20 protein-coding genes are annotated in these 21,256 nt (G+C 64.1%); 11 read left to right on the top strand and 9 right to left on the bottom strand.

Features of this window, described 5'->3' with window-relative positions:
• Window positions 1-26: 26 nt before the first annotated feature.
• Together MPPM_RS27060 and MPPM_RS27055 are read left to right on the top strand one after the other, a co-directional pair.
• Window positions 27-1,295 (top strand): IS256-like element ISMex3 family transposase, encoded by a 1,269-nt coding sequence (locus MPPM_RS27060; protein ID WP_009867550.1) that lies wholly within the window; start codon window positions 27-29, stop codon window positions 1,293-1,295.
• Window positions 1,296-2,324: 1,029 nt separating this feature from the next.
• Entirely contained in the window at window positions 2,325-2,804 is a 480-nt protein-coding gene (locus tag MPPM_RS27055; protein ID WP_197705085.1) for a DNA polymerase Y subunit UmuC family protein, read from the top strand.
• On the opposite strand, the gene istB is transcribed toward MPPM_RS27055, so the two are convergent.
• Window positions 2,762-3,580 (bottom strand): IS21-like element helper ATPase IstB, encoded by an 819-nt coding sequence (gene istB, locus MPPM_RS27050; protein WP_096488067.1) that lies wholly within the window; start codon window positions 3,578-3,580, stop codon window positions 2,762-2,764. The two genes, MPPM_RS27055 and istB, sit on opposite strands and share 43 nt — an antisense overlap.
• Before the next feature lie 200 nt (window positions 3,581-3,780).
• Between istB and MPPM_RS27045 the strand changes: the two genes are divergently transcribed.
• Entirely contained in the window at window positions 3,781-5,004 is a 1,224-nt protein-coding gene (locus MPPM_RS27045) for an IS256-like element ISSpwi2 family transposase (protein ID WP_044663225.1), read from the top strand.
• Here the strand turns inward: MPPM_RS27045 and istA are convergent.
• Window positions 4,985-6,208 (bottom strand): IS21 family transposase, encoded by a 1,224-nt coding sequence (istA, locus tag MPPM_RS27040; protein ID WP_432419869.1) that lies wholly within the window; start codon window positions 6,206-6,208, stop codon window positions 4,985-4,987. The genes MPPM_RS27045 and istA overlap by 20 nt on opposite strands.
• Window positions 6,209-6,358: 150 nt before the next feature.
• Here istA and MPPM_RS27035 point away from each other — a divergent pair, with 150 nt between their 5' ends.
• Window positions 6,359-6,694: a DUF4113 domain-containing protein gene (locus MPPM_RS27035; RefSeq protein WP_050983445.1), complete on the top strand. Its 336-nt coding sequence runs from the start codon at window positions 6,359-6,361 to the stop codon at window positions 6,692-6,694.
• 2 nt (window positions 6,695-6,696) lie between these two features.
• Here MPPM_RS27035 and MPPM_RS27030 read toward each other — a convergent pair whose 3' ends face one another.
• The 5 genes from MPPM_RS27030 to MPPM_RS27010 form a co-directional block, all read right to left on the bottom strand.
• Entirely contained in the window at window positions 6,697-8,079 is a 1,383-nt protein-coding gene (locus tag MPPM_RS27030) for a nucleotide-binding domain-containing protein (RefSeq protein WP_244414154.1), read from the bottom strand.
• A 20-nt stretch (window positions 8,080-8,099) separates the two neighbouring features.
• Window positions 8,100-9,179, bottom strand: coding sequence for an SAVED domain-containing protein (locus MPPM_RS27025; protein ID WP_012779286.1), 1,080 nt, complete (start codon window positions 9,177-9,179; stop codon window positions 8,100-8,102).
• A gap of 163 nt (window positions 9,180-9,342) precedes the next feature.
• Window positions 9,343-10,146: a hypothetical protein gene (locus MPPM_RS27020; protein ID WP_041359201.1), complete on the bottom strand. Its 804-nt coding sequence runs from the start codon at window positions 10,144-10,146 to the stop codon at window positions 9,343-9,345.
• Window positions 10,147-10,166: 20 nt separating this feature from the next.
• Complete coding sequence (locus tag MPPM_RS27015) at window positions 10,167-10,997, bottom strand: nucleotide-binding protein (protein WP_012779288.1); 831 nt, start codon at window positions 10,995-10,997, stop codon at window positions 10,167-10,169.
• A gap of 50 nt (window positions 10,998-11,047) precedes the next feature.
• A complete protein-coding gene (locus tag MPPM_RS27010; protein WP_012779289.1) occupies window positions 11,048-11,485 on the bottom strand; it encodes a hypothetical protein in 438 nt (145 codons plus the stop codon).
• A 284-nt stretch (window positions 11,486-11,769) separates the two neighbouring features.
• On the opposite strand from MPPM_RS27010, the gene MPPM_RS27005 reads away from it, so the two are divergent.
• From MPPM_RS27005 to tnpC, 4 genes are all read left to right on the top strand, one after another.
• Window positions 11,770-12,069 (top strand): hypothetical protein, encoded by a 300-nt coding sequence (locus MPPM_RS27005; protein ID WP_012779290.1) that lies wholly within the window; start codon window positions 11,770-11,772, stop codon window positions 12,067-12,069.
• Window positions 12,070-12,089: 20 nt separating this feature from the next.
• Window positions 12,090-15,443, top strand: a complete 3,354-nt coding sequence (gene mobF, locus MPPM_RS27000; RefSeq protein WP_012779291.1) for a MobF family relaxase — start codon at window positions 12,090-12,092, stop codon at window positions 15,441-15,443.
• A 784-nt stretch (window positions 15,444-16,227) separates the two neighbouring features.
• Entirely contained in the window at window positions 16,228-16,383 is a 156-nt protein-coding gene (locus MPPM_RS28330) for a hypothetical protein (protein ID WP_244573602.1), read from the top strand.
• A 74-nt stretch (window positions 16,384-16,457) separates the two neighbouring features.
• On the top strand, window positions 16,458-17,738 hold the full coding sequence (gene tnpC, locus MPPM_RS26995) for an IS66 family transposase (RefSeq protein WP_096488066.1): 1,281 nt from the start codon (window positions 16,458-16,460) through the stop codon (window positions 17,736-17,738).
• Between the two features lie 217 nt (window positions 17,739-17,955).
• Here the strand turns inward: tnpC and MPPM_RS26990 are convergent, their stop codons facing one another.
• The gene (locus MPPM_RS26990) at window positions 17,956-18,411 is read right to left on the bottom strand and encodes a MarR family winged helix-turn-helix transcriptional regulator (RefSeq protein ID WP_096488071.1); all 456 of its coding nucleotides are present in this window, start codon (window positions 18,409-18,411) and stop codon (window positions 17,956-17,958) included.
• A gap of 243 nt (window positions 18,412-18,654) precedes the next feature.
• Here MPPM_RS26990 and MPPM_RS28325 point away from each other — a divergent pair, with 243 nt between their 5' ends.
• The 3 genes from MPPM_RS28325 (at window position 18,655) to MPPM_RS26980 (ending at window position 20,169) form a co-directional block, all read left to right on the top strand.
• Window positions 18,655-18,969: a hypothetical protein gene (locus tag MPPM_RS28325; protein WP_157914320.1), complete on the top strand. Its 315-nt coding sequence runs from the start codon at window positions 18,655-18,657 to the stop codon at window positions 18,967-18,969.
• Window positions 18,970-19,045: 76 nt separating this feature from the next.
• A complete protein-coding gene (locus tag MPPM_RS26985) occupies window positions 19,046-19,573 on the top strand; it encodes a YkgB family protein (RefSeq protein ID WP_096488065.1) in 528 nt (175 codons plus the stop codon).
• A 44-nt stretch (window positions 19,574-19,617) separates the two neighbouring features.
• Window positions 19,618-20,169: a carboxymuconolactone decarboxylase family protein gene (locus tag MPPM_RS26980; protein ID WP_096488064.1), complete on the top strand. Its 552-nt coding sequence runs from the start codon at window positions 19,618-19,620 to the stop codon at window positions 20,167-20,169.
• A 159-nt stretch (window positions 20,170-20,328) separates the two neighbouring features.
• Here MPPM_RS26980 and MPPM_RS26975 read toward each other — a convergent pair whose 3' ends face one another.
• A complete protein-coding gene (locus tag MPPM_RS26975; protein WP_096488063.1) occupies window positions 20,329-21,186 on the bottom strand; it encodes an IS5 family transposase in 858 nt (285 codons plus the stop codon).
• Window positions 21,187-21,256: the final 70 nt, after the last annotated feature.

The raw sequence follows: 21,256 nt of genomic DNA, 5'->3' as shown, positions 1-21,256 counted from the left end.
GAACCTCTCAGCGAGAGCGATACGCCATGGAGACACCTACCAACATCGTCCGGCTTCGTCAGCCCGAAGACCTCGACGATCCCCTGACCGAGGTGCTGCGCGCCGGGGCCCGCCGCCTGCTCGCCCAAGCTGTTGAGATGGAGGCGGACGCGTTCCTGAGCGCGATGCAGGATCTGCGGCTTCCGGACGGACGCGCGCGGCTGGTGCGGCACGGCCATGGCCCGGAGCGGGCGATCCAGACCGGCATCGGCCCGGTGCCGGTGGCGCGGGTTCGTGTCCGAGATCGCGGCGCGAGCGGATCTGAGGACCGGGTTCGGTTCACCTCGACGCTCCTGCCGAAGTGGGCGCGGCGCACCCGCAGCCTGGATGCGTTACTGCCGGTCCTGTACCTACGCGGTGTCTCGACCGGCGACTTCCAGGAGGCGCTGGCCGCCCTTCTGGGTCGGGATGCTCCGAACCTCTCGCCGGCCGTCATTGCCCGGCTGACCGCGGCCTGGGCGGACGAGTATGCCCGCTGGCAGGGCCGCGATCTCTCCGCACGCCGCTACGTCTATGTCTGGGCCGACGGCGTCTACCTGCAGGCCCGGATGGAGGACCAGGCCGAGTGCATGCTCGTGCTGATCGGGGCGACGCCCGAGGGCCGGAAAGAACTCGTCGGCTTCCAGGTGGGCGTGCGCGAGAGCGCCCAGAGCTGGCGCGAGCTGCTCGTCGACGTGAAGCGGCGTGGGCTGTCGATCGCGCCCGAGATCGCGGTCGGCGACGGCGCACTCGGCTTCTGGCAGGCCCTGGACGAGGTCTTTCCGGGCACCGCTCACCAACGGTGTTGGGTTCACAAAGCGGCCAACGTCCTCGACAAGGTGCCGAAGTCCGTTCAGGGCGCGATGAAGGTGGATCTGCGTGAGATCCACGGTGCGCCGACCCGGGCGGCGGCCGAGGCGGCGCTGGCTGTCTTCGTCGAGAAGTACGGGGCCAAGTACCCGCGCGCCGCCACCTGCCTGACCAAGGACCGGGAGGCGCTGCTGGCGTTCTACGACTTCCCGGCCGAGCACTGGGACCACCTGCGCAGCTCGAACCCGATCGAGAGCGTGTTCGCCACGGTGCGGCATCGGACCGTGCGGACCAAAGGTGCACTCTCGGCCACGACCGCCAAGCTGATGGTGTTCAAGCTGGTGATGGCAGCCTCGAAAACCTGGCGACGGTTGAAGGGCGAAAACCAGTTGCCGAAGGTCGTGGCCGGCGTCATCTTCCGCGACGGGACCGAGGTCACCGCGAGCCCAGATCACCGCGCCGCCTGACCGCCTCCGTCACCTAAAATCCTGCATAGCTCCCGACCCGGAAGTGACGCCCCAAAAGCACCAGAACGCTTTGCGCAGAAAATCTGAGACGATCAGACTGGGCCAACAGCGCCCTAAGACCCGTCAGCGTGCCTGCTGTCCCGGAAAGAACGCCCCAAAAGTCTGCTCAGGCCCGGTCACGCGGCCGCCTGTGGATAAGTGAAACCACGCCCCAAAAATCCGGAAGTGACGCCCCAAAACCCGGAAACCACGCCCCAGAATGGCGGAAACCACGCCCCAAAAACCGCATCTAAGTTACTGTTACCAATGGTGAATTTTCGTATAGACCTCTTTTATAGATACTTAAAGAGACCTTAACAGACATAGCGGGTGCACTTCGGGCTTCACCACGACATGTGGACCAGCAGTGCAAAAACCCTGGAGAGGTTCGCGCAAGAGGAAAGCCCGCCCCTTTTTGGCTCCGCCAAAAACCCGCTCCCCCACCCAAACCGGAAGCCGCCTTCGCCGGCTAACTCTCATAGGGGTCCGCCCGATGGGCGGACGATTCTTGCTGCCGAGAAGGTGAGTGGCACAGGCAGCAGCACGACTTCTGGAGGGCTTCTGGGCTGCACAACCGACTGGGTGAGCCTGTATCCCCGAAACTGGCCCTGACGCCGTCCTGAGAGGTCTTGCCACTGCGCATAGCGCAGTGAGATCTATGCGGTCGCAGGTGACCGCTTAAAGAGCTCCCAAAACGACGGGTTCGGTGGGGGAGAGGACGAACCGCTGCCGGCACTTTTGGGGCGTGGTTTCCCGTAAAAGTGTAGGAATTCCGCCGTTTTGGGGCGTGTGTTCCCATCCTTCTTAAGCCCCGCGCGTGCCATAAACCATAAACGGTATGCCGTAAGTGGCGCGCGCCCGATCGCCAACCTCAGGATAGGCCAAGCTTGGCGCGAGTGCGGGGATCTGCTTCGCCGTCAAAGAACTGTGTCAGGGCGATGCGAAATCCCCGTGTGCGTCGGGATCAGCACCACGAAGACCCTGGCGAAGGTGGCGAACCGCACCGCTAAGAAGGACCCCCTCAGCGGAGGGGTGTGCTACCTGCCTGACGAGGCCAGCCAGACGGCCGCCTTGGCCAAGATGGAGCTAGGCGACGTGTGGGGCATCGGCCGCGGCCTGGCGCCGCCCCTGGCAGCCCTTAGCATCACCTCCCCGCTCAAGCTCCGGGACGCCAACCCCACGCGCATCCGCGAGCGGTTCAACGTCGTCCTGCAACGGACGGTGATGGAGCTACAGGGCACCCCGTGCCTTGACCTCGAACAGGACAGCCCCGACAGCAAAACCATCTGCTGCTCACGCAGCTTTGCCCGGGCCGTGGAGGGCTTTGATGAGCTGGCCGAGGCGTTGACCGCCTACACCTCGTATGCGGCGCAGAAGATGCGCGCAGGGCCTGGTGTCCAGCGACATCCGGAACTGACCCCTTTGCGTCACGAGGAACTGACCCCGGTGCCGTTTGCCTTGTCCGACTGATGCGGGCTGAGCGTCGCAGTGGTCTTCTGCAGAAGACCACTGCGACGCTTTTCGCGAAGCCGGTAGCTGTCGCCCCGGATTGTGATCACGTGACTGTGGTGGAGCAGGCGATCCAGGATTGCCGTCGCCACCACCGGATCGCCGAAGACGCTGCCCCATTCGCCCACAGCCCGGTTCGACGTGATGAGCATGGCGCCGCGCTCGTAACGACGGCTCACGAGCTGGAAGAACAGGTGCGCGGCATCGGGCTCGAAGGGCAGGTAGCCGAGTTCGTCGATGATCAGGAGCTTTGGTTTGGCGTAATGGGTGAGCCGCTCCTCGAGCCGGCCTTCCCCATGAGCCTTTGCGAGCTGCGCCACCAACGTCGTCGCGGGCGTGAACAGCACCGTGTAGCCCGCCACGATGGCTTCCCGGCCGAGTGCGACCGCCAGATGTGTCTTGCCGACGCCCGGCGGCCCGAGGAGGAGAACTGCCTCGCCGTTGGCGATGAAGCGTCCGGTGGCGATTTCGCGGATCTGTGCCTTGTCCAGCGACGGCTGCGCCCCGTAATCGAAGCCCGTGAGGTCGCGCACGAACGGGAAACGCGCAAGACCAAAGCTCATGTCGATCCGCCGCTGATCCCGGCGAGCGACCTCGCGCTCGCAAAACAAGGTCAGCGCCTCGCGGATCGTCAGGTCCCGGCGCCCCGCCTCGTCGATCAGGCTGTCGAGCTGATCACGGAGCACGGTCAGCTTCAGGCGGTCCAGCAGTGCGGTGAGGTGGTCGTGCGCGTCCATCAGAACGACCCCCCCGCGACGGCCTCGTACTCCGCCAACGGACGCAGCAGCGCCGAGATGGCCGGGAGCGGTGCGGACGAAACGACACTGACAGGGCGCTCCCTGGTGCCGACCAGGCCGGCTAGGTGTCGGTCGTCGACGACGGGACTGTCAGGATTTCCGTGTGTGGCCGGGCATAATGGGCAACAAGGAGTCCCACTATGTCACGACGCAAAGAACCTGCCATACCGAATGAGCTTCTCGATCAGCTTTTGGCGGGCGGCACTGCCAGTGCCGCCTTCGAGCAGGGCGGTCTGCTCGATTCGCTGAAGAAGGCGCTGACAGAGCGTGCCCTGAATGCGGAGATGGATCACCACCTCGCTGGCGAAGACGGCGCCGGCAACATGCGCAACGGCTACGGTCGGAAGACGGTAATGACCGACACCGGCAAGTTGGCGATCGACGTGCCGCGCGATCGCCAGTCGAGCTTCGACCCGCAGTTGATCGCCAAGTATCAACGCCGCTTTCCCGGCTTCGACGACAAGATCGTGTCGATGTACGCGCGCGGCATGAGCACCCGCGAGATCACCAGGCACCTGCACGATCTATACGGCATCGACGTCTCACCCGATTTGATTAGCACGGTGACCGACGCCGTGCTCGATGAGGTCGCCACTTGGCAGCAGCGGCCGCTCGATCCGGTTTACCCGCTGGTCTTCTTCGACGCGATCCGGGTCAAGATCCGCGACGAGGGCATGGTGCGCAACAAGGCGATCCACATTGCGCTGGGCGTCCGCGCCGACGGCGCAAAGGAGGTGCTCGGCTTGTGGCTCGAGCAGAATGAGGGTGCCAAGTTCTGGCTTCGGGTGATGAACGAGCTTCGCAACCGTGGCGTTGAAGACATCCTGCTGGCCGTCGTTGACGGCCTGAAGGGCTTTCCCGATGCGATCACCGCAGTGTTCCCCGATGCGATCGTCCAGACCTGCATCGTTCACCTGCTGCGCAACTCGATGGACTTCGTCTCCTGGAAGGACCGAAAGAACCTCGCCAGCGCGCTCAAGGAGATTTACCGTGCCACCGACGCAGATGCCGCCGAAAAGGCGCTGACAGCATTTGAGGCTGGCCCTTGGGGGCAGCGCTATCCCGCCATCGGCCAGAGCTGGCGGCGCGCCTGGGGCGAGGTGATCCCGTTTTTTGCGTTCCCCGACGAGGTCCGCCGGATCATCTACACTACGAACGCCATCGAAGCTTTGAACTCGAAGCTCAGGCGGGCTGTCAGGGCCAGGGGACACTTCCCCAGCGACGAGGCCGCCACCAAGCTGCTCTACCTGATCTTGAATCGGTCGGAGAAAGAGTGGAAGATGCCACCACGTGAGTGGACCATGGCGAAGGCGCAATTTGCCGTGATCTTCGGCGAACGTTTCATCAGAGCCATGGCGGCCTGATGATCAACCGCCCGGCCACACACGGAAATCCTGACAGTCCCTCGACGACCCGGCCGTGGCGCCCCTTGAGCTCGGCATGGACCGCAATCTCGTGGCCGCCATGATGCACCCGAACGATCTCGCTTCCGACCGTGACCCGGACGCGCTCGCCGATCAGACGCCACGGAACCGAGTAGGCGTTGCCGTCGACCGCCACGGCGCAATCCGCCCCGACGCAGCGCACGAGATCCCGTGCCGTCGTGAAGGGCGGCAGGCCTGCCAGCGGCTTCAACGCGCCGCCTTCGTCACGATCGAAGCGATGCCGCGGTGCCTCCCCCGTCGTGCCGTGGACGCGCAGATCCGCCACGTCCCGCGTCCACGCGTCGAGATGCGCCTCCATCGCGGCCCAGCTCTCGAAGCGGCGACCGGCGATCGCATTCTTCTTCACGTAGCCGACGCCGCGTTCGTCCTTGCCCTTGGTTCGGGCCCGGTACGGCGCGCAGGCCCGAACCCGGAAGCCCCAATGCCGAGCGAAGGCATGCAGCCGTGGATGAAGCACGACCTCCCGGCTCGACGGATCGTGGTGCAGGATCAGCGCTCGGGCATTGTCGAGAAGCACCTCGCGCGGCACCCCACCGAAGGCCTGGAACGCGCTCTCCATCCCGGTGAACCAACTGTCCTGCTTCTCGTGCCCGAAGGCGCGTACATGCAGCCGGCGCGAGTAGCCCAGCGTCGCCACGAAGAAGAACACCTTGGTCTGGACCCCACAGATCTCGACGCGACGCTCGCCGAAGTCGATCTGCAACTGCTCTCCCGGCCGCGTCTCGAACCGGACCGTGGCACGGGCTTCCGCCACAAGCTCCCGACGCAGCGGCGCCACCGCACGCTCGACGGTGCGCAGGCTGACATGGATCGCCTTCTCGGCCGCCAGTTCCTGCCGAAGGACGTCAGCGTTGCCGGCGTGACGCCGGAAGCGATCGGCCAGCCAATCGGAAAGCCCGTCCAACTTCTTCGACCGAGACGGCGTCACGCAGGGACGCCAATCCCCATACTGAAGCCATCGCTTCACCGTGTTGCGTGAACACCCAAGCTCCGCCGCGATCCGCTTCGAGCCCCAGCCGAGCCCCTTCAGACGCGCCATCGCCGACACATCGTCCGGCGTCTTCATCTCGTCCCCCCGCGGTGCGTTCAACCGCAGAGAAACTCCTCCGTCCGTCCTAACCATCCTGACCTCCCAATGAGGGGGGCAGTTCCTCATGTCGTCAGGGGGTCAGTTTGCCGTGTCGCCTGACACCTGGCAACCGCCGCCGTGGTGGTGATGCTCACCACCAACCGGCACAAGCCGGAGGACGCCCAGTAATACGCAACCCGGCACGTGCGGCTGACGATCGGCACCAGCGACACCGCCCGGTTGATCCGCGCGGCCCTATGGGGCCTGCGGGGGATCTACAAGCCGGGGTTCCGCTACAAGAAATGCGGCATCCTCCTGCTCGATCTGCACCCGGCAGAGGCCGAGCAGGGCTCACTGTTCCTGCGGCCGGATCGTGCCGAGCGGTCAGCCCTGATGCAGGCGATGGACGCTCTCAACGCCCGCTACGGGCGGGATCGCGTGCGCTACGCGTGCAGCGGGCAGGATCGCCCCTGGAAACTGCGGGCGGAGTACCTTTCACAGCGGTACACGACGCGGTGGGGCGAGCTGCTACGAGTTTAGGCTTATCTAGAACGGCTCCACCACTTGCCTGCCGCAACGCGTACCAAGTGGGATGTTTGAGCTACAACAATGCCGTTTCGAGTAATTTTACACACCATCTGATGATTGCCTTTGTATGCGGTACCAGTCCAATACGAATAACCGTGGCTTGGCTGGGTAATACTCAAAAGAGCATTGTCATCGGAGGCCTCGTCGCCGCTGTTCCTAGTCTCCCATGTAATCAGATACGGCGACGGCACATTCGTGCCCAGGACCGTGAATTTAAGATACGTGTTTTTCTGCAAAACGCCTCCGCCACTGGCGTATTCCCGGTAGGTTTTTCCACCATATGTTCCGGATAGCTCACACTTAATCTTAACATAGTATGGTGCGAGGGCTGACGCATTAAGCTCCTCGTCCAGTGCAGCCTTCTGAACCTTCTCTTTGCCCGCCCAGAACTGGTGATTGAAAACCCAATCCCAGGCAGATCTAGCCTTGTCTCGCGTGCAATTCTGCTGGTCGAAAAGCGGTGCGAGCTTGGCTACCGCCATGTTGATTTGGGTTTTAAGGCGATTTACTTGGCTTTGTATTTCACTGTTCTCGGTGAACTCGGCCTGGGTGACAGGATTGTAAACCTTGGTGTTGCCGTTCAGGCGGTTGGCGAGGGCTACGATGGTGTCATAGAGTGCGCGATCATCACGGTTGCTATCTGAGGCGTAAACCTCCGCAACAAGAGCCGAAATTATCAAGCCGCCGGGCAAGCTCCATGAGGGACGTGACCTGGAAAACCACTTCAGGAAACGTACGATACGACGGAATTGCCCGTCCTTAACTTTAGGATAGTAGCCTATAGCTGGCCAAGCTGTGGGGATTTTATTTGTAACGCAATCGCTGAACCACTTGTTGATCGCGGTCGGGTCGCGGGGCTTCCACTCCGTACTTGCATGTTCGGTGCGGAGGGTCCCCGTTGCATCCGTGTAGGTACGATAGACCGCAAAATCGATATGATAGCCGTCAGCATACGCCACGCGCACCGCGTTTTTCTTTGCAGCAGGTGCTTGGGTGAAATTGGTGCATCTCTTCGTTAGTGCGTCTGCTATGCGTTGACGTGCTTTCTGTGAATCTGATGGCAAGTCGTCTTTGTTGAACATAAGCCCAACATCGATGTCGTAATCGTTAAGATCTGCAGGATCTTGATTGAGTGTGTGCATCGCGTAACTGCCCTGGTTGTGCCAGGTGTACGGATGGGGACGTGAAAAGCCACTTTCTGCTGCAAGATCATCAAGTCCTCCGTAAAGCCGGTTGAGATTGAGATCACGCTTCGCCGCCAAGTCGTCTCTCAGCACTTTTCCGAGGCGCACATGCGTATCATAAAAAGTTTGAAGATCGCTCGAAATGTCATACATCCACATAAAGCACCTCAGAGCTAAACAAGACGCGTCCAAACGACCATTTCGTGCGGAGGACTATCGCGCGTGACGTCAATGCCCCATGCATAAGCTGGATTTGATTGCGATGTGTAGTTGTAAACAAAAACTCGGTTATGGATTGTCCGGCTGATCTGGCGACCCAGGCTAAACCCAAGGCTAACCGGACCAGAATAGAAAACGTGAACGATGGGTGCATTGCCGAGTTCATTGTGAATTTCATCAAGTGCTTCTCGAAAAAGCTTAGAAACTGTATGAACCTGGCCGTAATGAGAGATTTTGTCGATGCCAGGAGCTTCAATACGCAGGGCGTATTCACGGTAGGGACCTTGGATGAGCTTCGCCGGCTCGGCAGGAGAGATGGGGTAGCTGATCTCGATCCGTATGACTGCAGCAGTAGGGTTCGCTGGGTCGATGCTGCGGATGAGTTTCGGCTTTAGATTAGTTCCATCCCCTGTATTTAGTTCATGCCATTGGTTGGTATTGCGGTTCAGCTCAAAAAGAGCGACTTCTGGATAGGTTGAGATGCTGCATCCAGCTAAGAACTGGAAAGGAATATGAACGATGCCATAGTAACCGAGCGCAGCGTCGTGATCGCTGCGCCTTACACCTGCGATGTGCTGCGCAAGTTTTTCCTGAAGCCGCACAGCACCAGCAGGATCAACAGGCTGGCTGTTCATGAACGAAGAAAGATCGCAATCGTAAACTTGAATTTTCCGCCGCTGCATACGCCGTGGCATTGCTTCTTTCGGCAAGTTGGCCGCCAAGGGTTGGAATGACTGATGGCGGATAGCTACAAATTGTCCTTTGTTGGTTCCAGAACGGTCCGTCACAAAGCCCAAGATAAAGAGAAGCAGGCCGAGGCTGACCAGAGGCAAACCGATCCACCAAGGCGCATCCAGTGACAGGCCGAGGTTGTAAGTATTATTAGCGAGTGCAAGTAGCGCATCCTTGACGCCAGGCGAGATAACCGCAAGACCGGCGAGGACCAGCGCGCCGCCTGTTACGCGGTATGAAGTGCCAGGAAGCGGATCGTTGGGCTCTTCTTTGCCGCGGATACGGCGGATCAGCTTCATCATATCGGACTATTCCCGCCGTCAGTTGGTTGCCTGTTTTCGCTTCCCCATGAGCAGGGAATGGTCTGCCTTCAAGCTTAACACCGATCATGCGTTTTGTACCTGATTTGTTCCGCGGCCACACATGAAACTTCCCATGGAGCGGTCAATCAGAGTGTGGCGAGGCTCAATCCAGCAGCCAAGCTACCGGTCGCCATACAGCCACCCCGCGCAGCAGGCGGCGGCCGAGAAGCGCTGCGAGCCCAGCCCCGAGCATCAGCCAAGCCGGCCCCCAGGCGATGAGCCACTCGCGCAGGTTCAGGTAAAGCACCTCGGGGACCCCACCGACCGGCGCGACTGACCCCTCTGTCCAGAGTGGGAGCTCGCAGTACCGCCGCTTCGAGGCGGCATCCAGCTTGAGCTGTGTCGGGTTACAGGACTGGTTCATCTGGCCGCGCAGGTCGGGATTGGCCGCCACCAGGGCGAGCCACGCCCCGGCGTCAGCCCGCTGGGTCAAGCGGGCCCACTTCGCATCCAGGTCTTGCGTATCTCCGCGTCCGAGCCAGTAGCCCGCGCCGCCGCATAGGAAGGCACAGACTAGGACGAGCGCTGCCGCCCAGAAGCCGGCCTCACGCATACGGGTCCGCTCGATCCGGGTGAGATGCGCCGCCGCAGCCTCGGCAACCGCCGCACCAGTGCGCTCGGCCAACGCCGCGTGAGCTGCTTCGACCCGAACGCTGGCAGCGTCGGCGACCGGGCCGACCGCACGGGCCGCGGCCTGCTCGACACGTTCGGGTACGGTATCGAGCGCTGCCGGGATGGTCCGGGCGGCCTGCTCCAGCAATCCGCCGACCGCGAGGTAGACCACGGTGGGATCGTCGGGCGTGAGGCCGATATCCATCATCCGCCGCCACGCCAGATCCCGGGTCGCCGCATCGAGGCCCAGCGCCTGGGCTGCCCGGTCAAAATTAAGCTTGGCGTTGGGATGCATCACGGGTCGGCCTTCACCCCTCAGAGGCCGAGGAGCGGACGTAGGGGCTCGAAGGCGACTGCCGACTCGCGCAAGTAGCGCGTTACGTGCGAGCGCTCGGCGATGGTCAGGCGCGGCGCGTCGGCGGCAACCCTGAACGGCAGGGCGTCGGCGTCGATCTTGGCGAAGGTTCCGCCCGGTAGCGCCGGCAGGCTGATCTCCAGGCCGCCGAGCTCGTCCAGCAGGCGGCGGCGGACCTTGCCGCCGCGGCTCTCGCCGCGTCCGTCGACGTAGCCATGCCAGAACGGAAAGTCCGCCTCGGCCTTGCCCCAGCGGGTGTTGCGGATCGCGACGTGATCGACCCTGTCGCCGGCGAGTTCGAGCCAGCGGGCGACAGACTGGGTGGCGGCGACCTCGGATGAAATCAGGTGCAGGACGACGGGGCGGTAGCCCTGGCCTGCGAATGCCGCGAGCAGATCGTCGAGGCCCTCGCCCATGTCGGAGATGCGGGCGAGGTCGGCGAGGCTGCCGCCAGCGAGGTCGTGGACGATCAGCGGCTCGCCCGAGGCGGCGCAGTTGAGCAGGGTGGGGCGCTCGTCGTCGGCGCGGATGTTGTAGTACCCGACCCCGGCCGCCGGATCCTGCTCCGCCAGGAGCTCGCCATCCGGGTCACGGCTGCCCAGGACGCGCAGGAGCGCTCCGACGCCGCCGTCGGCATCGTAGGCAGCGACGCGGGTACCGCTCGCGCGCAGGTGCTCGATCAGGGTGCGGGCGGTGACGCTCTTGCCGACGCCGCCCTTCTCCGAGGTGATCAGGACGACGCGCTTCTGCCGCGAAGCCGCCGGCGCGCGCGTCTGCTGTGCCCGTGCCATGGTGTCTTTCCGATCCCTGCCGATCCGGCGCTCGAGCCCTCTTCCGGGCCCTACAGGTCTTTGGTGCTCAGCCGATGCCCGACCGTCCGAGCGGCAGAGGCGCGCCCCCCCGCCGGCAGCGGCTCGCGCGCGGCTGCCGGCGGGTGCACCAGAGTGGACTGGTGTTGCGCGGGTGCCGGTGAGGTCGTGGCGGGTGGGTGTGCGACGGCTTTGCCGCGGCGTCGCGCTGGCTTGTGGCCGGCGAGCTCGCGCGAGGCGTTCTGAATGTACTGCCTCAGCGTGGCGAGGCCGAGCGTGACCCCCATCCGGGCGAGCATCTCCTGGATCTCGGCGTCGGTCCGGCGCTTGGCCTTCAGCGCCTTGATCTCCGGGAGCACAGCCTTGACCGAGGCGTAGCCAGAGGGTTTGCGGCTCGGAGTGAGCCGGACCTGCTCGCGCAGGAAGGCGCGCAGCTCGTCGTGGGGATCGGGTTCGGCGGCCTCGGTCATCGCCCTCGCACCTGTCATTAGGTCCGGCCGCCGGGGCCTTCGCCTCTTCAAAGACGACGACCGTGCTCGCACAGAGCTGTGAACCGCTTCGGCCTGTGATCCCAGAGAGATATCATGATACTACGGCCGCGCTTGCGCCAACGATAGCATCGTCATGCCTGTGGATAAGTGCAGGCTTACCAAGAAAATTTGAGACACATTACGCACCGATGGTGCTGGCCGACGGCCAAGCTTGCGTCTAAGCTACTGTTTCTCTTTATATCATTGCTGCCAGGAGCCCGCGCATGGCCCGCCGTCCCGTCCGTGTCGCCTTGGACGAGGCCCTCTGGGTAGCGGTCGAGGCGGCGGCCCGGGCACGCGGGATCGCGCCATACCTGTTCGTCGAGGAAGCGCTCATCGCCGCACTCGGGCCGTCCGAGACGGTGGCGCAGCTGGCCGAGCTCGCCGAGGCGGCGGGAGCAAGCGCCCGCGAGGCCCGTGCGAGCGCTGCGGAGATGCGCGACCAGATCCAGGTGATCGCGGACTTCATCGTCGACCTGTACCGAGCGGAGGCCCGGGCAAGCGATGATGCAGGACAGGTCTAGTCCGGAGCGAGTTCCAGGCGATGATGACCTGCACGCGGATCACAAGCGTCGAGTACTACGAGTCGATGGCGCGGCAGATCCGGCGCGAGGCAGGCTTGAGCCCGCCCGACAGCCCGCTTGACGACACCGCCGCGGCCTACGCCCGCAAGATCGCGGACGCGGCGGCTGCGGAGGGCAGCGCGGCCTACGAAGCGGCGTACACGGCGGCGTTCGACCGGGCGCTGGCGACGCTGCGCCAGGGTCATACCGAGGGCCGCGACCAAGTCGCGTACTATACCGACAACGGCGCGGGCGAGGCCAACGGGGTGTGGTGGACGCGCGGCTCCGGATCCGAGGTCGGCCCGGGCCGGTTCGGCGACCCATTCCGCCTCTGCCCGGATGGGGGCGACGTCGATGGGCGGGTGCTGCGCGACCTCGCGGCTGGGCGCGATCCGGAGAGCCTGGAGCCGCTGGTGCGGGCCTCGGCCAACGGCGGGCGTAGCGTCGGCTACGACCTGCAGTTCGCCGCGCCAAAGAGCGTAAGCGTGCTGGCCGCCTTCGCCGGCCCGGAGGAGCGCGCCCGGATCCTGGCGGCGCACGATCGGGCAGTGCACCGGGCGCTGGACTACGCGCACGCGGCCGGCCTGATCGTGACACGGACCGGGGCACAGGGCCGGCACCACGCGCCGGCCGCGGGGGTGAGCGCGGCAGTGTACCGGCACTTCACCTCGCGAGCACAGGATCCGCAGCTGCACAGCCACGCGGTGCTGCTCAACCTGTGCGTCCGGGCCGACGGCTCGACCGGCGGCCTCGACAACCGCGCGATCCTGAAGAACGCCGGTGGGATTGCGGCGCTGTATCGGAGCGAGCTGGCCAGCGGCCTGCGGTCAGGGCTCGGCTACGAGGCGGTGCGAGCCGGGCGCAACTTCGAGATCGCCGGTGTGGCCGAGCCGGTGCTGGAGCTGTTCTCCAAGCGGCGCGCGGCGATCGAGCGGGTGGCGCGGGAGCGGGGGTTCGAAACGTCCAAGGACCGGGCCGCGGCGCAGGCGGCCGCGTTCGATACCCGGGCGCGCAAAAATCGGGAGATGCCGCTGGCCGCTTTGGAGGCGGAGTGGGAGCGCCAGCTTGTGCAGGCCGGCTGGGCGCGTGGGGCGGTGTTCGAGGGCGTGCGGATCGCCGCGGACGGGATCCGGGAGGCGCGGGTGGGCCCGGCGGCCGAGCGGCGGCAGCGCTTGGCCGAGGCCGGCCTTACCGGGGCGCTGGCGATGCAGGCAGTGGTGGAGGAGCGCGACCTCGTGCGCCGGGTCGCGGAGGCGCTGCAATGCGAGGCCGGGGCCGATGCGGTCTTGGATGAGGTCGAGCGGCTGTGCCGGGACGGGGGTGTGGTCGCGGTCGGGCGCACGGCCGAGGGCGAGGCGGTGTACGCGACCCCTGAGATGATCGAGGCCGAGCGGGGAATGCTGCGCCGGGCCTACGGCCGGCAGGACGAGCGCGCGTTCGTGCCGGAGGCGGTGGTGAGGCGGGTGCTGTTGGAACGGCCGAGCCTGCGCGCGGAGCAGCGGGCGGCGGTGCGGCACGCGCTGAACCGGGACGGGGTCAGCGTGATCGAGGGTAGCGCCGGCTCGGGAAAATCTTACGCGATGGCCAGCGTCGCGGAAGCGGTGCGGGCCTGCGGCGGCGAGGTCTGGGTGATCGCGCCATCGTGGAAGGCGGTGGACGTGATCCGGACCGACACGGCGACCGCCGAGGCGATGGCGCGGGCTGTGACCGGATTCCTCGGCCGGATCGACAAGGGCGAGATCACGCTGGGACCAGAGACGACCGTGATCGCCGACGAAGCCGGGATGATCGGCACGCGCGATCTCGCCGCGCTGGTTGAGGCGACGGGCGCGGCCGGGGCCAAGCTGGTGTTGAGTGGCGACACGCGCCAGCTCGCGCCGGTCGTGGCGGGCGCGCCGATGCGGCTGCTGGTCCGGGCGCTGGGGGCTGCCCGGATGGACGAGATCCAGCGGCAGCGCGGGCGCAGCGAGTCGGAGGGAGCGTGGATGCGGGCAGCGAGCATCGATTTCGCCGCCGGCCGGACCGCACGCGCGCTGGAAGCCTACGACCGCGGCGGCGCGATCACCTGGGGAGGGGACCGCGAGGCAACGATCCAGGCGTTGGTTGACGCTTATGCCGTGAGCCGCCGCGACCCCGAAGGAGCGGAGCGGACGCGGGCGGTGCTGACTGGCTGGAACAAGGACGTGCGCGCGCTGAACGCCCGGATCCGGGACCGGCTCAAGCAGGATGGGCTGCTGCCGGAGGGAGCAGACGTGGAGATCGCCGCGATCCCGCGCGGCGGCAGCCAAGCGGAACCCGTGTCGCTGACGGTCGGCGACGAGGTGATGTTCGGGGAGAGTGTCGAGGTCGAGGGGCAGATGATCCGCAACGCCGACCTCGCCCGGATCGAGGCGCTTTCAGGGGACCCGGACGACCCGATGCTGACGCTGCGGCTCGCGAAAAGCGGGGCGCGGCTGAGCGTCCGGGCGAGCGCGCTGGTCGGGTTCCGGGAACCGGGTGAGCCGCGGGTGCCGCGGCTGCAGCACAGCTACGCCATGACCACCCATGCGTCGCAGGGCGTGACGGTGGATGAGGCGTTCGTGGCTGACCTGCGTGGCACCGGGGCGGAGGCGACCTACGTGGCGATGACCCGGCACCGGCGCAGCTCGCGGCTGTTCGTCGACACCGACCGGATCCGGGAGCGGCTGGAGGCGGCGCGCTCTGGCATCCGACCAGAGGAACGGGGCCTGACGAGCGGCCGAGGCGCTGCCCGGGCAGAGCTCACCCCACTCGGCCACAGCGAGATCCGACAAGCCTATCTGGCGGAGAGCGCGAGCAGCGGCGGCAAGACAAACATCGCCGATTTCGCCGGATCCGATCTGCGCGGCTGGTGTGGCGCGCCGGTCCGGTCGTACGACGTCCCCGTGCCGCCCGGCGGCAGGATGGGGCTGAGGCATGAGGGCGCTTGGCGAGAGGCCATCGCCGGGATCGCCCCACTTCCTGACCGTGAACCATCGCTGGTCGCCCAGGCGTTGCGGCAGCGCATAGGCGAGCGTCTGCGTGCGCCGGCTTACTACCCGATCCCGCGTCCAAACGGATCGGAACGGGCGATCTCGCGCGCGCTCGACGCATTGAGATGGAGGGATCGGTTCAGGCGATTGACGGCCATCCTGGGGCAGGGGCTGAGGCGCCAGGCCCAGGGTATCGCCGCAACGCTGCAGGTGGCGCTCCCACGCGGCGACTCTGCCAAAGACGCTATGAACGTGTCGCAAGCTCGGATGCCACCAATAGACGAGCCGGTTAGCTCGTCCGCTGTCAAACGGTCGAAGACCGAGCCCTTGCGACATAGAATATAATCCTATAGAATGAATTTATATAAAAATGGGCCCAATTATCGGAGATATCTGGGATAATAAGTATATATACCTATAAATTTGACAGCTTGTCAGCCGTGCACAAACCTCCTCCTGGAGCGGACGCTCCAGCCATCGATTGGAGAGGCGAGATGACAAGGCTGATTGGGGTAGACGTATATTCATTTAGCATGGAGGACGGATTTAATAACATAAAAAGAGACTACGTTGAAGACTTGGACACTAAAATCAAGCACTTTATATACAAATCAAGTATTTATATCAGCTTAGATAAGATAAAAATCGCTTATGATACAGGTAAAGCTTATTATACACTGGAGAAAGGTGTTCATGTAGATCAAATACAAATCAGCAAAATCATTTTCTCTGATGGATCTAGTGTTCTCACGCCGAGTAACGAATTAGATAGGATCATACTACTAAGTAATAGAGATGTTATATAGAACTTACTGAAGAATTATATTTTAATACTGCAATCGTATTGCGGCTAAATTGTCTCCCTCCCTCTTCGGAGGGGGGCAGTTCAGCCTCGGTAACATGTCGCAATCAGAGCCAGTTCTTGTTCGTCATCCTTCACATAAGGGGCGCTTACGGAACTGATGGCAGCATGAGCAATGCAAGGCTTTGCCCGCCACATGCCGGAACGCACTTACGGCCGAAGCCGTTCGAGATCGGCTAACTGGCGGAGAAGCTGCGCGTCGTCCTCGACGGTTGACGGATCCAGTGGCCGGGACGAACGCCCCGAAGCTCGAAGATGGGAGTGGACTTGAGCTATCTACCCATCGTCCTGAAGGCATTCGCGGTGATGCTGATCGCGGCGAGCTTACTTCCCCTCGTCCCGACGAACCTCGGCTTCATCCGCACACTCGACTTCCCACGGTTCCAGTGTAATTACCCAGGGGTGCGGCCGGCATTGGCGTGACGCCGGTGGGGCGCTGGGGGCGGGGCGCACGGGGGCCTCTTGCCGAGAGCTGATTTCGCTGGTTCCCTCGTGAGATGGGCCGCAGCGATCTTGAGCGTTTGAGCAAGGAGGAGCTGATCGAGCTGGTGCTGCGGCTGCAGCGCCCGGAGAAGACCTCGCGCACCTCCTCCAAGCCGCCCTCGACCGATCGCAAGGAGCGGCGCGAGCAGGCCAAGCCCGGCGGCGCCAAGCCTGGTCACGAGGGGCATAGCCGCACGCTCAGCCCCGATCCGGACGAGGTCGTCGCCCACCGCCCGGGTCAGTGCCCCTGCTGCGGGGGCGCCCTAGCGGCGGACCTGCCGGCCGAGATCGTCAGCGTGTGCGAGCAGATCGAGTTGCCCGCGGTGATGCCGCTCGTCACCCAGCATCAGCGGCTCGCGGTGCGCTGCCCGTCCTGCGGAACTCGAGTTGTTGCCCCCGTGCCGAAGGAAGCGGCCAGCACGCCGTTCGGGCCGCGCCTGCACGCGGTGGCGACCTACCTGAAAACCTTTCAGGCCCTCTCCTACGAGCGGCTGCAGGCGGTGATGGCCGACCTGTTCGGGCTCACTCTGAGCCAGGGCGGGCTGATGAACCTGCTGCGTCGGGCGCAGGGTCGGTTCGTGGAAGGCCGTGAAGCCGCGGTCTCGGCGCTGCGCCGAGCCGCGGTGGTGGCCTCGGACGAGACGGGCGTGCGCATCGAGGGCAGCACCTCGTACCACTGGGTCTTCCGCTCGGACGAGGCGGTGGTGCATCACGCCGCCCCGACGCGGGCCGCCGCGGTGGTGCACGCGATGATGGACGGGCACCGGCCTGCCGTGTGGATCTCGGACCGCTACACCGCCCAGCAGGGGCACGGCGAGCGCCACCAGACCTGCCTGGCGCATCTGGCGCGCGACGTCACCTACGCGGTCGAGGTGAGTGACGACCCGGTGCCGCTGCGCCTGCAGCTGTGGCTCGGGTCGGTGTTCAGCCTGGCCGAGCGCGTCAGCGACTTGGCGGCCTCGACGCTAGCGGCCAAGCGCCGGGCGCTGGAGCGGCAGCTGTCCGACATCCTGTCCGCCCAAAGCCGCTGCGATCTGACCCGCGCTCTGCAAGCCAAGATCGGGCGAGCCCACGATCAGCTCCTGGTCTTCCTCGACCATCCCGGCCGCGTGGCGGTCACGAACAACGGGTGTGAGCGGGCGCTACGCCCGGCGGTGGTGCAGCGGAAGGTGACGAACGGCTATCGGGCCATGTGGGCGGCCGCAGGCGAAGCGGATGTGCGCACGGTCGTCGATACCGCTCGCCTCACGGGCGCCGAAACCTTCGCCACCCTCCTCAAGACCATCCGCGCCTGATCGCTTCCGCCGTTCGCCTCGTCGTCGACACGATCAGGCGGCTCGTGCACCGCGCCAGACCCCCTGGGTAATTACAAATTTTTCTTCGCATTTCGGACTTCACTTGCCGGTTATGATGGTAGGAGCATACAAAAACTTAGAAACTACAATGTCTCGCAGCATATCAGCGAGGTAACGCCTCTTTTATTTCATCAAAAGTGGATTGCAGAGTTCGTGTTCATTCACGACCACGGCTCGACAGCGTCGCAAGTGTCCGCCGCAGCGAGCCAGCCTGCGCAATGCCCACGCGACCCACACAATTGGCCTGCGCTTTCTCCCACAGCGGAATGGTCGCATCGAGGAGAGCGCGGCCCGACTCCGTCAGACGCACGCGCCGAGCACGTCGGTCATGGGTGTCGGACTCGGTCGCGATCAATCCGCGCTTCTCAAGCAATTTGACGTTGGCCGTGAGAGTGCTCTTGTCGAGGGCAAGCTCCTCGGCCAACTCACGCATGGTCGGCGGATCGCCGAGTGCAAGGACGGTGAGCAGTGTAAACTGCCAGTTTGACAGCCCGACGCTACGGAATACTGCATCGAACTCGCGCCCGATCACGCGTGCAGCGCGCTGAACGGCAACACAGATACAGGCCCGCTCGATGGCTGCAGCCGTGTCGGGGGTCATTCTGTAGGGCATGGACACGTCGTGGTTCCAAACAGGAAGCGGCACCCGGTTCATGCATATGGGTTCAGCAAGCGCTCGTGCGAGCGGCACTCACCGCGGGTCCCAGCCTCCTGCTTGTTTGATATCACACCATGTGCGCCAACGCACATGCGGCCGGTCTCACTGGTTTTATATCAAACCTACCGGGTGAGCTGCATCGCACTCTGCTCCTGACAACCCAGCGCCGACGGCCGCTCACGCAAAAAGGAGACCACCATGTCCACACCGACCACCGTCGCGTTCGCGATCGCCTCCGCTCTCGCCGCCACCACGCTGCCGGCCGCCGCCCAGGAAAGCCGCACCTTCGCTGCTTGGGGACATGAGTTCATCCGGCCGGAGGCCGGCCATCCAGTCGGCGCGCCCAGCACCTCGCGCAGCGGTGAAGGTGCTGTTCCGCTGCGCAGTAAGGGGCGAGGGACCGCTTACACCTCCTCGTCGGAACGGCCTCCGATCACGGCGTCAGAAGCTCAGACGACGGCTACCCGGACCATCAACGTCTGGGGTGCTCGCATCGAAGTTCCGGCGCGGTAACGGTCATCCTCCTCCGCTCAACCGGTGGAGGTGTGCGTCATCTCCACCACGACAGCTTCCTCCACGGAGAAAATCCATGCCTCTGCATTCCCAAACGTTGGGCCGAAGCGGCTACCCGGGCAGAGTCACCGATGTGCTGGTTGCGTTCGATGGCCACGCAGATCGCCTGACCCGTGTGGCGCTCTACGGCTCCCTCGTGATCATCTACGCCTGGTTCGGCGGCATGAAGTTCACCGCGTACGAGGCGGAAGGGCTGGTTCCGCTGGTCAGCAACAGCCCGCTGTTGAGCTGGTTCTACAGCATCTTCAGCGTGCGCGGCTTCTCAACGCTCCTGGGCGTGCTGGAACTCAGCATCGGCGCTCTCATCGCCGCGCGGCTCGTCAATCCTGCGCTGTCGGCGCTCGGAGGCTTCCTCTCAGCCGGCCTCTTCACGACGACGCTGAGCTTCATGGCCTCGACGCCCGGAGTTGCTGCCCCGGAGATCGGCTTCCCCGCCATCTCGGTTCCTATCGGTCAGTTCCTGCTCAAGGACGTGGGCCTGCTCGCCATTTCGCTTTGGATCGCCATCGACTCTCTCAAGGCGATCCGCCTCGGCCGCAGCTGACTTGCACTGCTTCGTGTCACTGCTCGATCATCAGGAGATTGACTATGCAACGTATCGCTTCCGTCGATCCGGTCACGGCGACCGGTAATGCCAAGGACCTACTCGACGGCGTAGGTAAGAAACTCGGCGTCGTGCCGAACCTCTACAAGGTTCTGGCGCAGAGCCCAGCCGGCCTTGAAGGCGTGCTCGCCTTCTCCGGGGCGCTCGCACGCGGTACACTCGACGCTGCGACGCGTGAGCGGATCGCTCTGGCGATCGCGAACGTCAATGGCTGCGATTACTGCAACGCAGCTCACACAGCGCTCGCCAAGCGCCACAAGCTCGAAGAAGCGGAGATCGCGGCCAACCGAGAAGGCCGGTCGACCGATGCCCGTGCCGACGCGGCGGTCACTTTCGCCCGCAAAGTCGCGGTGACCCGCGCTGATGTGACGGAGGCCGACGTCGCGGCCTTGCGCGCAGCCGGCTACACGGATGCGCAGACCGTTGAGATCGTGTTGCACGTGGCGGCGAACGTGCTGACAAACTACGTCAACGAGGTGTTCAAGACTGAGGTCGACTTCCCGCATGCGGGATCGGCCAAGCGCATCGCGGATTGACGTCGGCCGCAGCCAAAGCCTGTGTGTTGGCTTTGGCTGCGGAGCTATGCAGGAGATTGGGTGACGCGCTGGGCGTGAAGGCGGCGTATCGAGGCGGGTGTTGTCCGTCGTCAGATAATTTGAGACAGGCTGCGGGCCTCAGAGTCCGTTAGGAAGGAGTTAACCCATAGTGATTGATGCGAGAAGCCGACCGATAGAGGCAAACAGCATCGCACCCGCCGAGATGTGAAGCAAAGTCTCGTAATCAGTCTTGAGACGGCGCGAGCCCGTGAGAACGCCAATACTTTGCTCGACGCGCCATCGCTTCGGTAGAAGAACAAAGCCTTTCGACCCTTTCGGCCGAAGAACCACTTCGACGACGCGCTTCAAGCCGGACTGAACGGCATCGATGAACCGCGTCTTGTATCCGCCATCGACCATGACCGTCTCGACCCAGGGATAAAGACGCACCAAGCGCTTGACCAGCTTGAGGCCACCATCCTGATCCCGCACGTCGGCTGGCGTCACCATGACGGCCAGCAGGCGTCCGCCACTGTCCACCGCCACGTGTCGCTTGCGGCCAAGCACGCTTTTGCCCGCGTCGTAGCCGCGCTCGCCTTGCGGGGCGTCGCACTTGACCGATTGGGCATCGACGATCGCAAGAGTGGGGCTGGCCTCGCGCCCGTTTTTCTCGCGATCCTGCATCAGAAGACGATGGTTGATGCGCTCCAGATGCCCCCCATCGACCAGCACTCGCAAGTACTCATAGCAAATGCTGGAGGGCGGGAGATCTTTGGGCATAGCGTCCCAGGGGATGCCATAGCGCTGCACGTAGCGGATGCCATTGAGGATTTCCTGAAGGCTGTAGGTTCGTGGTCGACCGATCCCCTGAGCGACGGGCAGAAGAGGCTCCAACTCGCGCCATTCGTCCGCCGTCAGATCACTCGGATATCTCTGGTTGCGGCGATCGTACCGCGGTCTGTTCTCTTTGGTCCAAGCCACGGCCGAGCCATCAAGCCATTCACGACGAGATGCCATTCCGCATAACCTTCAAAAATACTTATGTCACCCTTTCCCAACGGATTCTCAGCTCGACTTTGGCCAATCC

The sequence above is a fragment of the Methylorubrum populi genome (assembly GCF_002355515.1).
GTDB classification, from domain to species: Bacteria; Pseudomonadota; Alphaproteobacteria; order Rhizobiales; family Beijerinckiaceae; genus Methylobacterium; species Methylobacterium populi_A.
This window is presented reverse-complemented; position numbering and strand designations above follow the sequence as displayed.